This is a genomic window from Fulvivirga sp. AWR4_260 (genome assembly GCF_056158185.1).
This window is the reverse complement of the sequence record NZ_JBSWSU010000015.1, coordinates 663,682-678,923: the sequence shown is the minus strand read 5'-3', so window position 1 is coordinate 678,923 and position 15,242 is coordinate 663,682. Positions and strand designations below refer to the sequence as shown.

Sequence of the window (15,242 nt, the reverse complement as noted above, 5' to 3'; positions counted from 1 at the left end):
AATTAAGTTTCAATAGTATAAAGCTTTATGATCTCTTAAGGGTCGGAATTAAAGAGGCTAGCGTATTCCCTGAACTTATCATGTCATACAATTTGCATTCACAAGACGATACAACATGAATAGTCTTAACTTTAAAAATCGAAATTTCATATCAGGGCCACACCTACTTGGAACGCTCCTGATTGTTGCAGGTTTATTTGCTTTAGTAAGTCCAACATTCTTAGAAAGTGGAAGCTCAATGCAAAGGGTCTTGGCTGTAGGAATAGGTGCTATAATAATAGGTCTTTTAATCATAACTTCTTATGGTGGAACTCTGATTGATTTTACCCAAAATAGATTTAAAGAATATCAATCGGTAGTTGGTTATAAATTCGGTGAATGGAATACTCTCCCTGAAATTATAAAAGTCAAAGTAATTTCAAATAGCTACATAAGTAGTAATACTCCAAATGGAATAAGCCCAACTTTGTCAGGAAGAGTAAAGGAGTTCAAAATACTTATCTATTCAAAACCCTCTGTACCTGTGCTTTCATTTGTATCTTCATATGAGGATAAGGCAGTCAAATATGCGAAGGAATTAGCTTCTAATCTGAATGCCGAATTGGTTCTTAATATTCAGGAAAAAAAATGAAACAGCTAAAGAATTTTAAATGCTTATTAATATAGGGTGCATAAATTGAGTAGCCCGACCTGAGTCAACATAACTCAGGATGAGCCTCACACACCACATAGCCTACGGGTCTCGTACTACGCGGTTCGTTAAGCATACTGCAATCGCTCTTTACACCAATTACAGCTTTGTCATAGTTTAAGATATGGCTATAATTGCTCATAGACAGTCATTTCTAATCGAATTTCGACACGATTTAATGTTCAGTAATTCATTATCTTGTGAGGCCTCCTTGGTTTTCAAGGCTCGTTACCAATAACTACTATGACCTCGGCTGAATTCTCTCTACCCAATGCGAGAGCAAGAGACCTTCCAGATAAGATGAATATCCTTGTGCCTATCCCTGCCACATCTACTATTTCGGCACGAGCCTCTTTCGAGGGGGTTGGACTTTGGCAGCATGTGTTACCTTATCCGGCCTAATAGCCTTTGTATGTGGTTTACGTTCTTCAGTACAGACACGTCTGGCTTACTTCAGCTCAATCGTCACCGATGACAACCTTGCCACTTGCTTCGCTTCCAGGCACGACCTTAGCGCGTAAAAAGCTTTTACCTCTTGGAACACTCGAATTCTTGAGTTACATTCACCATTCACGACACATATGGAGTTTATAAAAAATTGTGGTTTAGGGAGTTAAATGAAAGATAATTGATAAAAATGAAGGTCACTTGTAAGCTAAGAGTTAGTGCTCCAAATCAGCTACTTTACATAGACAATACCATTACCTGCAAGCCTAAAAACAAACTAAAATTAAATACCAAATGCTGAAGGATAAGTTTATAATTTTAATATTATTTTTTTCATGTACAATCAGCGTAAAAGCGCAATTTTCAAAATGTACTGATTGCGATGATTTTAAAGAATTTAAATCGTCACTTTGTATCATTGAAAAAGTCCCTCTTAATTATTTATCAAATAACAATGATTCCATTGAGTTATTTGTTAGAAAATTTCCCTCATTAAAGAATAGAGAAGGATCTATTTGGTTAATCGCTGGAGGACCTGGAGAATCAGGAGCGAGCTTATACCCTTTGGTGGACTTGTTTTCAAAAACATTCCCTCATTTAGACATCTTTATTCCAGACCATAGAGGAACGGGACTATCGAGCAAAATATGCCCTAAGGAAGAATCGGTAGATTCTCCAAACGGAATTGCACTTGCAAATGATGAGTGGGGTCCTTGTTTTAACCATATGTATACCAATACCTCTTATGTACAGGCTTTTTCAATCACCAATGCAGCAAGAGACCTTAGTTTACTTATTAATAATTTCAGCGGAACAGGAAAGCGTTATGTATATGGAGTTTCATATGGAACGCAGTTAGTAATGCGTTTACTACAGTTAGAAACTACGGAATTAGATGGCGTCATATTAGATTCACTAGTTCCTTTACAAGATGATGAGGAGAACGATTTAAGCCATCGATCATTTATAGTAAATGATATTGGAAATTCAGTATTGGCATATTATGATACCATAATAAACGATGATGAAGCTCCTTTAGCCACTAGACTAAAAAGAATTATACAAAGGGCTAAGAACGATGAGGATTTCTCTAAAAGCTTACCTAAACAAGATTTATCTATTATATTAGGAAGGTTACTGGATATACCAAAAACAAGAAAACAAATACCTGAAATTATTAAAGGATTAGAGAAGGAAAACTTTGATCCCTTAAATAATGCTATAAAAGAACTTACAGAGTTTTATTCCAATTATGGTAGATATGAGACATCTTCAAATTCAATACCTTTAGTTCAAATAATTTCAGCCTCTGAAAATAATTTAAGACCTCAACTTAAAAAAACTGAAGTAATAGCAGAATCAGAAGCGCTATTATTCTCAAGCCCATTAGCAGGCTTACTAGCTGAAAATTCTATGCCTACCTATCCAAGAGACAATTATTTTACAGAAATTCCTAAACAAATGCCTCCAACTTTAATTTTACATGGAACATTAGACCCTAAAACACATATCACTGGAGCTATTAAGCATTATAAGAAATTACCCAAGGAAAATGCTGTGACTTTTTCAAAAATAAAAGACGCTCCTCATTTTATAGCTCTATTTGCACCTGATAGCTTTAAAGCTTTAGCATTTAAATTTATAAACGGAGAAAAAATTGAAAATGATTTGATTAATGATAAAGATACTGAACTAAAATAATCAATTATCCTTTTAAAATATGCCTGCAGGTAATTGTATGGATGGCCATGAGCTATAAGCTCATGGCGCGCCTCACTAACTATCGTATAAATGGGTCTCGCATACGGTGTTTCATTGAATCTCGGGTTGAAGTTTTGGTCATATTCCAGCATGCTTTTATAACCTTCCTTTCTTAGTAGTCATACGGTAATGTTAGTTCTAAGAATAGGGCTCTGTAGTCTGGCTTACTGCAGTTCCATCGTCACCGATGACAATCTTACCACTTGTTTGGCTACCGGGCACGCCCCCGGTGCCTACGGGACTCTTCCCCTTTGGAGCACTCAATTTCTTGAGTTATATTCACCATTCAAAGCGCACCACAAACACTAAAATGAATATGCGAACTAAGCACCTTGAAAGATCAATGAGAAACACAAACTTCAGTGCTTCTAGCAACTGGAGCGTATACTCAATTTAGCTGGACATTGGCAACAAGCAAAAAAATAAACGAACTAATCGAATAATTATAAAATTTACAATGTAAACCATGACATCGACTAAAACCAACAAAATTATCTTTTGGACAACTACTATTATCATTTTTATAATGGAAGGAGTAATGCCCGCTTTAACCTCACAAACTGAAATCGCCAAAGAAGGAATAAGACACCTAGGATATCCAGAATATTTTGGTGGTACTTTGGTAGTATTTAAAATTCTAGGAGCACTGACTTTAATCGTTCCGCAAATACCGAAACGAATTAAGGAATGGGCATACGCAGGATTTGTATTTGAATTTATATTTGCCAGTATCAGTCATTTTGCAGTTGATGGAATGGATTTTCAATCATTCTTTCCTCTGATATTTTTAGGCATTTTAATCGCATCATACATTTCATTTCATAAACTTAATAAATCAAATTAAAATGTCATTTCAAGCATATCTTGATAATATTCAAGCAAAAACAGGAAAATCACCCACTGATTTTAAAGAGCTAGCTGAAAAAAAAGGATTTACTGAAAACGGTAAGATTAAAGACGGAGTAAAAGCAACTCAAATAACAGATTGGTTAAAACAAGAATTTGAACTCGGACACGGTCACGCAATGGCAATTTATGCTTTACTTAAAGGGAAAAAATCATAATGAAAAAAAGCCAGTTGCCAATCGTGTAGACGGCTCTGACTGAAATTGAGCCACGGTGTGCCTCACACACCACGTAGCGTACGGGTCTCGTACTACGCGGTTCATTGAATCTCGGGTTTAATTCCTTCTGTCTGCTTAAGAAAAGGCTATAAAGGCTCAAAGACCTGTATTTCTAATCGAATTACGACACGATTCAATATTCAGTCCTTCATTACCTAGTGAGGCCTCCTTGTTTTCAAGGCTCGTTACCAATATGACCTCGGCTGACTTCTCTCTACCCAACCCGTGAGTGAGAGACCTCCAAGGTAAGGTGAATATCCTTGTGTCTATCGCTGCCACATCTACTATTTCGGCACTAGCCTCTGCATGTGGTTCATGTTCTTCAGTACAAACACCGCAGCCTAGCTTACTTCAGTTACATCGTCACCGATGACAACCTTGCCACTGGCTTGGCTTCCGAGCACGCCCCTAGTGCGCAAGGGACTTTCACCCTCCGGAATAATTTGATATATTCAATACCTGATGCCAATGCTGGACGTACGAAATTTATATAGTGTATAACCAGCGGGACATGAACCATAGCCAAACCGTTAGTCAGAATATGACGAAATGAGTAATAAAGAATCATTGATTAAATTCATTTTGAGGGTTGTCGAAACTTCAAAAGATGATGCCGAAGAAATTTCGAAAGTTTTTCATCCGATTGAATTAAAGGAAAAAGACTATCTACTAAGGGAGAATGAAGTAAGTGATGATTACTTCTACTTGGAAAGTGGATTAATGCGAACTTTTCTTTACAACCTAGAAGGTGAAGAAATTACCATAGACTTCTTTACAGAAAACAACATTGTATTTGAAATTACTTCATTCTTTAATCGAGTTCGTTCAGAGGCATATATACAAGCTATTACAAAATGTAAAGGGTTTAGAATTTCGTACGAAGAATTAAATACGCTATTTCATGATAAACCTGCATTCAGAGATTTTGGCAGAGCCATTTTAGTGAAAAAATTTATTGCTTCTCAAAACAGAAACTATGGAATGATAAATCGAACAGCTAAAGAGAGATATCAGAACCTTTTAAGCACAGATCCCTTAATACTACAATATGCGCCTCTAAAGTACATTGCTTCTTATTTAGGTATTACCGATAGCACTTTGAGTAGGTTAAGAAAAAAAATGTAGATTTTAATTCTTGCCTTTTGTCAAGTGGATTTGAATCTCACCTATTGAACTTTGTACAAAAGTTTAATTGAAATGGCAGAAATTTCTACTTCAATCGTAATATTTTTCACTTTTACAACCTTAGTTACTTTGTTGTGCTTTTATCAAACCAATAAAAGTAGAACGCAACTTGCAGGTATTCTCATTTGGATGGCTGTAGTCGGAATCTTGGGGTATTTTGAGTTTTACCGAGTTCAAAATACGATACCACCAAGATTTGTTTTTCTTTTAGCTCCAGGCCTCCTTTATGTTATTGTGTATTTTTTCTTTGTAAAAAGCAGTAACATTAGAAATGAGGAAAATTTAAAATGGTTGACTTTATTACATACGATTAGGATTCCCGTAGAAATTGTATTGTACTATATTTTCATAGAAGGTTATATTCCTGATTTAATGACTTTTGATGGCTATAACTATGACATTCTTTCTGGCATTTCAGCACCATTAATTTGCTATGCCGTATTTGTGAAGAAATGGATTAGAGAAAAGGGACTTTTAATATGGAATTTCATTTGTTTAGGATTGTTAGTTAATATTTTGACTATAGCAGTTTTGAGCGCTCAAACCCCTATTCAGCAATTAGCATTTGACCAGCCCAATATTGGTGTAACTTATTTTCCTTTGGTTTGGCTTCCTGCTGTAATTGTACCTATTGTATTTTATTCGCATTTAGTAAGCATAAAAATATTGCTGAATTTATCATTTTCTCTCAAGTAGTTCCCAATATCATTTGTTTTATGCGCTTTAGTTGCACCATGCCGCGGAAGCTTTTGAGCTGCATTATTTGTTCTTTAAACTGCTCGTGCAGCATGGTCACCTATCAACTTCTTAGTAACCATCTAACAAGTATTGCTTGCCACTTTCTTTCAACATAGCTCATAGACTTCCTGTGATTCCGCTAAAAGCCTGAATATCATTCTTAATGATGGTTGGCGCAAAGTCGGTAATCAGTCAGCCTCTATGCTCTTCCCCAAACCCACAATATAGTCTAGGTTTCACAACAACTGGTCTTTTCGTCACTTCTTCGAAAGGTTCGCTCTCGCTCATCTTTATTATTCACACCTGACTACTCTTTGGAGCCTTTTCTTTCATCGCTTCACACATCTCCGTTACCTTTAATGCATCATGAATGTGGTTTAATCAGTCTTCCCGAAAAACCTAGCCAGAAGATCATATCTCCATCTTTACAGCAGCTTACACAGCTCACATCGTGTAAATGACAGTGAGCCACGGTTCGACTCACACACCACGTAGCGTAAGAACCTTGTACGACCTAGCTCATTGAATCTCGGGACTAAATTTTCACTTCAGCCTGCTTAAGAAAAGGATATATTTACTTATAAACTTAGTATTCCTAATGAAATTAAGACACGATTCAATGCACACTAAAATGTGTATAAGCAATAATAGCTGTTGTAAATATTAATCTTATTAACAATTATTTTTATATCTTTTACTTATGAAATATCTTATTTAGGCGGGTATGCTCTTCCAATTTTGATTTTGTGGGCAACCCCTAAAATCAGATTAATTCAACCCCTCTATACCCCCTAATTAATATAAATTAAAAGTAACTTATGATATATATAGAAGATACTACACAGGCTTAATCTTGTATTTAGACCTATGTAGTATTCCTAAAAACTAAATATCCATAGATGGATACTTATAGTCTCTAGGGGGTACAAATGTTTCCTTTATTGCTCTAGCACTTACCCAACGTTGTAGATTCATCATTGACCCGGCTTTATCATTAGTTCCTGATGCTCTTGCACCTCCAAACGGCTGTTGTCCAATTATTGAGCCTGTTGGCTTATCGTTTATGTAAAAGTTTCCTGCCGAATTTCTTAATTTCCAAGTAGCTTTCTCAATTGCAAACCTATCTTGAGAGAAAATAGCCCCAGTTAACGCATAAGGAGATGTCTCATCTATAATTGTAAGTGTCTCTTCAAAGTTTTCTGGTTCATATACAAAAACGGTAAGTAATGGACCAAAAATTTCTTCACACATTGTAAAATAATTTGGATCTTTTGTCTCTATAACTGTTGGTTCAATAAACCAACCTTTAGAGTCGTCACAGTTACCTCCACAAATTACTTCAATGCTCTGATCCTCCTTTACTCGCAAAATATAATCCTTAATCTTGTCAAATGATTTTTTATCAATCACCGCATTTATAAAGTTTTCGGAATTCTCTGGTGACCCAATTTTAATATCATTTAAGTTTTGAATAATTAATCCCTTAACTTCTTGCCAAATATTTGATGGAATGTATGCTCTAGATGCAGCACTGCATTTTTGACCTTGATATTCAAACGCACCTCTTATCATCCCAATAGCCACTTCTTGAGCATCAGCTGATGAATGAGCTATTATATAATCCTTACCTCCTGTTTCTCCCACTATTCGTGGATATGAATTATAATTGTAAATATTGTTGCCAATTGTATGCCATAATTTTTTAAAAACATTAGTACTTCCTGTAAAGTGAAGGCCTGAAAACTGAGGGTGACTGAAAATGATATCCCCAGCCACTGGACCGTCAGCGTAGATTAAATTTATAACACCATCAGGAAGTCCCGCCTTTTTAAAAACTTCCATAATAATGTTTGCTGAATAAACTTGAGTATAGTTTGGCTTCCAAATCACTGTATTACCCATCATAGCAGGGGCAGCAGGTAGATTTCCTGCAACTGCTGTAAAATTAAATGGAGTAATAGCAAAAACGAAACCTTCTAGTGGCCTATAATCCATCCTATTCCACAAACCTGATTCAGAATCTGGTTGCTGGTTGTAAATATTCTGCATGTAATATGCATTGAATCTCAAAAAATCAATAAGCTCGCACGCAGCATCTATTTCCGCTTGATGAATGTTTTTACTTTGCGCCAACATTGTTGCTGCAACTATTCTTGCTCGATATGGTCCCGCAAGCAAATCAGCTGCCTTCAAAAATATTGAAGCCCTACTTTCCCAAGACATGCTTTCCCACCTATCTTTAACTGCTAATGCTGATTCTATGGCCATGTTAACATGAGAGCTGTCTCCTTCTGAAAAATACCCTAAAATATGCTGATGATCATGCGGACAAGTCATAGAAACTTTGTTGGAAGTGTATATTTCCTCTCTCCCAATATACATTGGTATTTCAACCGTTTCATTAAACATCTTTTTGTAAACAGCCATCAATTCTTTACGCTCCTCACTGTCAAGATTATAGCTGAAAACCGGTTCATTTTTCGGTTTTTGGATTAAAAAATTGCCTTTTTTCATGTAAATTTATTTATGATAATAAGTGTTATAAATTATTTTTTTTATAAAAAAATAAAGGATGTACTATCAAAAATATTCTTTCTCAATGCTTATTAATTCATAAGGCCCTGAGCTTCTTTGATTTATTCAATTTCTACCCCTCAGCCTTTCAAGCCATATTTAATATTAAAATATGGCAAATAAACTATTAAATCATTCTCAAATATTAAATAAATACAATTTTAACATTTATTTAATCATAACTTGAGTTGTCATATTTTGATTTCCATCTTTATTGTTGTAGTTTTATAATCATATAATTAATAATTTTTAGTTAATTAAACTAGAAAAATAATTGATTAATTAAAATAAAAATTATATTAAATATATTTCAAATATGATAAACTCAATAGATTTCAATAATATATCTTTATTAATATTTGATTGTGACGGAGTACTTGTAGATACAGAACCTGTGATATCATCTGCCTACAAAAAGTTATATAAAAATGATTTTGGGAATACTGATATGTTTCCCGAAAGTATAATTCAGAAAGGCAAAAAAGTTGGAGATTGTTTACGTGAATTGTACGGAGCAGAATGTGATTTAAATCACAAATATCATTCCTTCAGAGAAACGCTTTATAAAGAATATGACCTAGGAGTTCAATCTATTCCGGGCATTGAAAATGTACTAAAAAAAATTAAAGTACCCTACTGCATTTCATCAAGTTCTCCAAGAAAAGACATCAATATTGTTTTAGAACAATCAGGATTGAAAGACTATTTCCCTGATGAAATAATATTCAGCTCTTATGATATTAATGCTTGGAAGCCAGATCCTGGGGTTTTTCTTGCAGCCTCTTCACATTTCGGTATAGATCCTAAAAATTGCTTAGTAATTGAAGATAGTAAAATCGGAATTGAAGCTGCTAAAAACGCCTGTATGAACTACCTAAATTTCCTACCTAACAATCCCCAACTCGAAAAATTTGAATTCAATGACATGAATGATTTGCATTCTATTTTATAATAACCATAACCTAAAATCTCCTTAAACCATGATTAAAAACAATTGCTCTAAAATCTTAAAAAAAATTAATGAAACATCTGAAATATGGTGGGACTCCACTCCAATGTATTGCAATCAATTTTTGGATGAAGACCACAATATTTCCGCTGACGAAAAAGAGGCTTTAAAAGTTCTTTTTGACTTTAATAATTCGAATTCTATTGTAAAAGGCGTAACTACAAATCCTAATATAATAAGATTTGAAGTTTACAGACATATTGATGATTACAAGCAATACATAAAAGAAAACTCTCTCACGAAACTGAATTCGTTCAACAGATTTAATGATTACGTAGTTAAGAAATCTTCTGATATTTTATACGATTTATGGAAAAAAAGTAATGGCCAATATGGTTGGGTTTGCGCGCAATTAAACCCCGAGAATGTTTCAGATTTGGATAAAATGAGACACGATGCTTTTAGACTATCCAAACTTAATAAAAATGTAATGGTCAAAGTACCCGTTACAAAAGAGGGATGTATCCTGATTGAAGAACTAGCGGGGCAGGGTATTTCCACGAATGGAACTTTTTCATTTAATACTTCTCAGGCGTTAGCTTATGCTCAGGCTATATATCGGGGAAGGAAGGCTTTTGAAAAAAACAATTCAATAACACCATGGAGGGCGGTTAGCACATTCATGATTGGCCGCTTTCAATTTATGGGAGAGCTATTAAAAGAAGCTAAACAAACCGGAATTTCTTTATCAGAAAGAGATTTAGCTTGGGCAGGTATTTTAATTTCTAAAAGAATAAGCTCTCTGTTTTCAACATGTGCCTACCCTGTTAAACTTTTGCTTTCCAGTTTAGTATCTGAGGATCCATTGTTTTCAGAGGAAATCATGATCATGAATCTCTTAAACACATCTTCAAATAACGTCATTTACACATGTCGCCCAAGTGTATTGAAAAAATTGATGAATTGTTCGGTGGAAGACTACGAAAAATACTGTAAAGATGACTCAGAAGAATCTTTAAAAAAATTATTGAAATTAAATTACTTCAATAAGTCTTACGATCCAATAGGCTTTTTTGACAATGACTTCCACAAAAGCACAGCCTTTTCTAATACAATAAATGAATCATTCGCATCTCACAAAATGCTTACTCTATTAGGCACTAACTCCAAGATCACCTCACCTGCATTACAAAATTAATTAACTCAAATTCTCCATTTATAAAAAATAAAAACCATGAATGATATTGTAGCATTATGGACACACCCCAGATCCATGTCAACAGCCTTTGAACGTTATTTCATTGAGAGAAACGATCATTACGTATATCATGAACCATTTTCATATCATTATTTTTTTTCAAAAAAGCATGAAAATATAGATTGCAATATTGATGCAAAGCATCCCAAAGACTATGAGGGCATAAAAAAAATGATATATGACATGTCAAAAAATCAACCCGTTTTCCATAAGGACATGTGTTATCACTGTATAGATGAATTATTGGTAGATGAGGATTTCCTGAAAAAGCAAAAGCATACATTTTTAATACGAGACCCTTATAAATCAATCCCTTCCCATTACAAAATCAGACCAGAATTTAGTTTAAAATCTGCTGGACATGAATCTGTATATGATTTACTTGAAAAGGTCAAAAAACTAGAATTACAATATTTTGTAATTGATGCTGATGATCTAGCAAATAATCCAGAAGACACTATTAATGAGTATTGTGCATTTTTAAATATTGATTTTAATCCAGATAAGCTTACCTGGGCTCCCGGGATGAACCCTAAATGGAAAAGTTGGGATTATTGGCACAATGAAGTTTCTAATAGTTCAGGCTTCTCAAATCCACCTTCTAATTATGATCTATCAAAAATGGATGCAAAAGTAAAAGCCTATGTTAGGCATCATCTATTTTATTACGATCAAATGAAAAAAGAAAAAAATAACCTTGTTAAAAATGCATAATAAAAAACATGTTGTGGTCACAGGTGCCTCAGGAGGTATTGGCATTGCAATCTTAAAAAGCCTTATTGATGATGGCTTCATAGTTATTGCAACAGACCAGGATGAAGAAAAAATAGATAAAGTAAGAAGTGAATTCGGAAATGAAAACATTTTGTACTATGCTCTTAATTTAAATGATAAACAGGGCATAATTCAATTTTATAATTGGGTCGAAAACTTAAATGTGGAAATATATGCATTAGTTAATAATGCAGGAGCTTATTATGGCAAGCCTTATGAAGATTTTAGCGAAGCAGAACTTTTAAATTCGTTGAATGTCAATCTTATGGCTCCCATGCTTTTATCTGAGTATTTCGGCAATTATTTTTTAAAACAAAAACGAGACAGTCGAATAATTAACATTTCTACAGTTGCAGCCGAAGTAGGCAGTCAAGAATCACCATATGCTGCTTTCAAGGCAGGGGTTTTTGGTTTAACCAAGGCTAACGCTATGAATTTCGCCCCTTACGTACGAGTTAATGCCATTTCTCCTGCAGCTGTAAGAGAAACTGATATTTGGAATTTAATTCCTGAATATAGGAAAAAGGCTTACGTAGGACAAGAACTTTTAAATGAACCAATAGTCCCAAAAAGCATCGCAGATGTAGTTAATTTCTTTTTGGCAAAAGGAAGTTCATGCATTACAGGAAAAATTTTAGGAATTGATAACGGCTGTTATCCAAGATAAAACAATGATGAAACATATTCTTTTTATTGGCTTTGGAGATTTAGCCTTTAAAACTCTAAGCAATTTATATAATGATGTTGAAAATATTAAGTTTTCAATCATTTGCAGAAATCCAGATACGGTAAAACGAAATGTAAATTTAATTCGTTTTTCTGGTTTGAATCTGACTTATTTTCATACTGTTAACATATATAAAGGGGATTTAAAAAATGAGGAACACATTGCAGAATTAATATCAAAAATTAACCCTGACTTAATTTTTAACACAGCATCAATCCAATCATGGAGAGAACTAACAAAATTGCCCCCAACGGTATTCAATGAATTAGATCAAGCACAATTTGGACCTTGGCTTCCAATGCACTTAAGTCCAATGCTCCATTTAATGAATGCAGTTAAATTATCTGGAATTAAAAAACCGGTTGTAAATGCAGCATTCCCAGATGCAGTTAATCCAGTATTACATAAAGTTGGACTAACTCCAACATGTGGAATTGGAAATTGCGCCAATATTATACCTGCTTTAACATTTCTCGTGGCAGCCAAAGAAGACACCACCCCAGATAAGGTTACAATAAAACTCGTAACACAACATTATTTTTCACATTATGCTCCTCGTTTTGGAAATGATGGAGGTGCACCGTACTTATGTTGGTACTCAGTCGAAGGCGGTATTGAAAATGAAATTTTAAGCTTAAGTAATGGCTTTCTACAGCCACTAAAAGATGAGCTAAAAAGAACTGGAGGAATAGCAGGACAGCAATTAACCGCATCTTCGGCAGCTTTAGTTCTAAAAGGATTACTATCTTCCAAACCTTCTTTCGGACACTCACCAGGGGTCAAAGGATACTGTGGTGGATATCCAGTGAAATTTGAAAATGGTGACATTGAAATATCTCTACCTAAAAATGTTTCAATAGAAGCGGCAGAAAAAATAAACATGGAATGTCAAAAACTAGATGGGATCGAAAGAATAGAAGAGAATGGTGATGTAATTTTTGTGGAAGAAACCATGAGAATAATGGAGAAGAAATTAGATTTTTTTATAGAAAAAATGAAGCTATCAGATGTTCATGAAGTAGCCAATGAACTTCAATCAAAGTATGTAAAATTTTCAAATAAAATTTCATGACTAATTTCACAGATCAATACTCAGGGAGCCCGTCCTTAATCTGGGATGAATTAATAGATTGGGATGGAAGACATAAAGCTGAAAATGAATTTTTCTCAAAAATATTAAACAAAAACAATTGCACTAAAATAATTGATTTAGCGACTGGAACGGGATACCATGCAATTACTTTATCAAAAAAAGGTTTTGATGTAACCGCTTTAGATTATTCCAGAGCAATGCTAGAAAAAGCCGCTAAAAATGCACATTCACATGAGACTGATATAAAGTTCATACAATGTGATTGGAGAGATATTCAACATAAGATAAGTGATAAATATCACGCTGCAATATGCTTAGGAAGTTCATTTCCTCATTTAATCGATAAAAAAGATAGAATTTTAGCTCTAAATAATTTTTTCTCAATTCTTGAAGAGGATGGAATTTTAATTATTGATCATAGAAACTTTGATTCTTTGATAAATGGGAACTTCTCAAATAAGGGCAACCAATATTATTGTGGAAAAGAATTTAAAGTTAGTGCTAAATTGGAAGAATCAGGTTTAGTCCGTTTTTCATACGACAACTCACAAAATCATTTTGAATTATCTGTTTATCCAATAACCCTAAACGAGCTTAAGGAGGAATTAATGCAGTGTGGTTTTGCAGACCACCAAGTCTTCGGGGACTTTGCAAGCTTAACACAGATAGATAATGTTGATTTTATAATTCATATAGTTAAAAAGAGAAATTAATACTGCTTATGTTAAGAAATACATTATTAACCATTCTTTTAACTGGCTTTGTGGCAGCTATATATGGCTTTGGAATTTACCTATTCTCAGCTATAATGCCAGATATGAAAAATGATATTGGATTTTCATATTCAGACGCGGGAATGGTCACAGGAATAGCGCAAATATCATTTATGTTATTTGCAATTTTAGGAGGCAATATTTCAAAAAAACTAGGTAGTGGCATGACCTGTATTCTATCAGTAGTTGTATGCGGAATAATGCTATTAATCATACCCTATTGCGGGAATATTTACTCTTTAGGCTTTTGTTTAATCATCTTGGGCGGAATGGCTGCTTCGGGTTATGTCCCAATTGTAGATATCTTAACCCGTTTCATAAGCCTTAAACATAGAGGTAAAATAATGGGATTAATCTCAAGTGGTACTAGTTACGGAGTATTTGTCAATGGGTTAATCATTCCTGTCTTTATAATTGAAGGAAACTGGAGAAGTATATGGACAATTTTAGGGATCTCTACATTAATATGGGTAGTGATTTCTATTATTGTATTCGCCAAATTAAATGTATTTGCCAAACCAACCGAAGAAAATTTAGAGGATCAAGAAAATGGTGATAATAACCAATTTAAAATATTTGAACGCTCCGTGCTTTTAATTTTTATATTAACATTTTTAAATGGCTTGACAGTCATGCCATTTCAAAATTTCCTCGTCCCTTTCTTAAGAGATGAACTAGGATTTAATGTTAATACTACTAGTCAAATTTGGTCAGGAATTGGCTTTTTTGGAATGATTTCCGGTTTCTTAATAGGAGCCCTTTCTGATAAAATTGGGATTAAAAAAACGTTAATATTAACTTATATATTACTAACCCTTTCTGCAGTTGGTGTCCTTTTACATTCATCTATTGTGATATTATGGGTAGCTGCCATATGCTTTAGCTTTTCGTTTTATCCTATATTTGGTTTGGTTCCTGCTTACATAAGTAAAAGGTTTAACCCTCAAAAGGCAACTTTTATTTTTGGTGTTGCTAACGTGACGGTTGGAGTTGGAGGAATGTTAGGAAATGTTATTGGTGGATATATAAAGACATTTTCCGGTAGTTTTTTCATGGTATATAGCATCATTATAGGAGCTGCTGCATTAGCAATAATAATGACCTTTTATCTTAAATCGGAAACAGTACATAATAAATAGATTGCTTAT

16 protein-coding genes are annotated in these 15,242 nt (G+C 34.1%); 14 read left to right on the top strand and 2 right to left on the bottom strand.

Annotated features, from left to right (window positions below; genetic code table 11):
• The first annotated feature begins 115 nt into the window (after positions 1 to 115).
• From ACXACQ_RS09450 to ACXACQ_RS09440, 3 genes are all read left to right on the top strand, one after another.
• Positions 116 to 631, top strand: a complete 516-nt coding sequence (locus ACXACQ_RS09450; RefSeq protein WP_474975694.1) for a hypothetical protein — start codon at positions 116 to 118, stop codon at positions 629 to 631.
• Positions 632 to 934: 303 nt separating this feature from the next.
• Positions 935 to 1,093: a hypothetical protein gene (locus tag ACXACQ_RS09445; RefSeq protein ID WP_474975693.1), complete on the top strand. Its 159-nt coding sequence runs from the start codon at positions 935 to 937 to the stop codon at positions 1,091 to 1,093.
• Between the two features lie 339 nt (positions 1,094 to 1,432).
• A complete protein-coding gene (locus ACXACQ_RS09440) occupies positions 1,433 to 2,839 on the top strand; it encodes an alpha/beta fold hydrolase (RefSeq protein ID WP_474975692.1) in 1,407 nt (468 codons plus the stop codon).
• Positions 2,840 to 3,037: 198 nt separating this feature from the next.
• On the opposite strand, the gene ACXACQ_RS09435 is transcribed toward ACXACQ_RS09440, so the two are convergent.
• Entirely contained in the window at positions 3,038 to 3,163 is a 126-nt protein-coding gene (locus ACXACQ_RS09435; RefSeq protein WP_474975691.1) for a hypothetical protein, read from the bottom strand.
• Between the two features lie 202 nt (positions 3,164 to 3,365).
• Between ACXACQ_RS09435 and ACXACQ_RS09430 the strand changes: the two genes are divergently transcribed.
• From ACXACQ_RS09430 to ACXACQ_RS09415, 4 genes are all read left to right on the top strand, one after another.
• Positions 3,366 to 3,743: a DoxX family protein gene (locus ACXACQ_RS09430; RefSeq protein ID WP_474975690.1), complete on the top strand. Its 378-nt coding sequence runs from the start codon at positions 3,366 to 3,368 to the stop codon at positions 3,741 to 3,743.
• A gap of 1 nt (position 3,744) precedes the next feature.
• Positions 3,745 to 3,963 carry a DUF4287 domain-containing protein gene (locus tag ACXACQ_RS09425; protein ID WP_474975689.1) on the top strand — a complete coding sequence of 73 codons (219 nt, stop codon included), beginning with the start codon at positions 3,745 to 3,747 and terminating at the stop codon, positions 3,961 to 3,963.
• A gap of 609 nt (positions 3,964 to 4,572) precedes the next feature.
• On the top strand, positions 4,573 to 5,148 hold the full coding sequence (locus tag ACXACQ_RS09420) for a Crp/Fnr family transcriptional regulator (protein WP_474975688.1): 576 nt from the start codon (positions 4,573 to 4,575) through the stop codon (positions 5,146 to 5,148).
• A gap of 72 nt (positions 5,149 to 5,220) precedes the next feature.
• Positions 5,221 to 5,904, top strand: a complete 684-nt coding sequence (locus ACXACQ_RS09415) for a hypothetical protein (RefSeq protein ID WP_474975687.1) — start codon at positions 5,221 to 5,223, stop codon at positions 5,902 to 5,904.
• 927 nt (positions 5,905 to 6,831) lie between these two features.
• Here the strand turns inward: ACXACQ_RS09415 and pruA are convergent.
• Positions 6,832 to 8,460: an L-glutamate gamma-semialdehyde dehydrogenase gene (pruA, locus tag ACXACQ_RS09410; RefSeq protein WP_474975686.1), complete on the bottom strand. Its 1,629-nt coding sequence runs from the start codon at positions 8,458 to 8,460 to the stop codon at positions 6,832 to 6,834.
• Between the two features lie 376 nt (positions 8,461 to 8,836).
• Between pruA and ACXACQ_RS09405 the strand changes: the two genes are divergently transcribed.
• From ACXACQ_RS09405 to ACXACQ_RS09375, 7 genes are read left to right on the top strand one after another with little or no spacing between them, the layout of a single operon-like run.
• On the top strand, positions 8,837 to 9,472 hold the full coding sequence (locus tag ACXACQ_RS09405; protein ID WP_474975685.1) for an HAD family hydrolase: 636 nt from the start codon (positions 8,837 to 8,839) through the stop codon (positions 9,470 to 9,472).
• 28 nt (positions 9,473 to 9,500) lie between these two features.
• A complete protein-coding gene (locus tag ACXACQ_RS09400; protein WP_474975684.1) occupies positions 9,501 to 10,667 on the top strand; it encodes a transaldolase family protein in 1,167 nt (388 codons plus the stop codon).
• 36 nt (positions 10,668 to 10,703) lie between these two features.
• Positions 10,704 to 11,441, top strand: a complete 738-nt coding sequence (locus ACXACQ_RS09395; RefSeq protein WP_474975683.1) for a sulfotransferase-like domain-containing protein — start codon at positions 10,704 to 10,706, stop codon at positions 11,439 to 11,441.
• A complete protein-coding gene (locus tag ACXACQ_RS09390) occupies positions 11,434 to 12,168 on the top strand; it encodes an SDR family NAD(P)-dependent oxidoreductase (RefSeq protein WP_474975682.1) in 735 nt (244 codons plus the stop codon). The genes ACXACQ_RS09395 and ACXACQ_RS09390 overlap by 8 nt, the downstream gene beginning before the upstream one ends.
• Positions 12,169 to 12,172: 4 nt before the next feature.
• Positions 12,173 to 13,300: a hypothetical protein gene (locus tag ACXACQ_RS09385; protein ID WP_474975681.1), complete on the top strand. Its 1,128-nt coding sequence runs from the start codon at positions 12,173 to 12,175 to the stop codon at positions 13,298 to 13,300.
• On the top strand, positions 13,297 to 14,034 hold the full coding sequence (locus ACXACQ_RS09380) for a class I SAM-dependent methyltransferase (RefSeq protein WP_474975680.1): 738 nt from the start codon (positions 13,297 to 13,299) through the stop codon (positions 14,032 to 14,034). Before ACXACQ_RS09385 ends, ACXACQ_RS09380 begins: the two co-directional genes overlap by 4 nt.
• 8 nt (positions 14,035 to 14,042) lie before the next feature.
• The gene (locus ACXACQ_RS09375; protein WP_474975679.1) at positions 14,043 to 15,233 is read left to right on the top strand and encodes an MFS transporter; all 1,191 of its coding nucleotides are present in this window, start codon (positions 14,043 to 14,045) and stop codon (positions 15,231 to 15,233) included.
• Positions 15,234 to 15,242 lie beyond the last annotated feature (9 nt).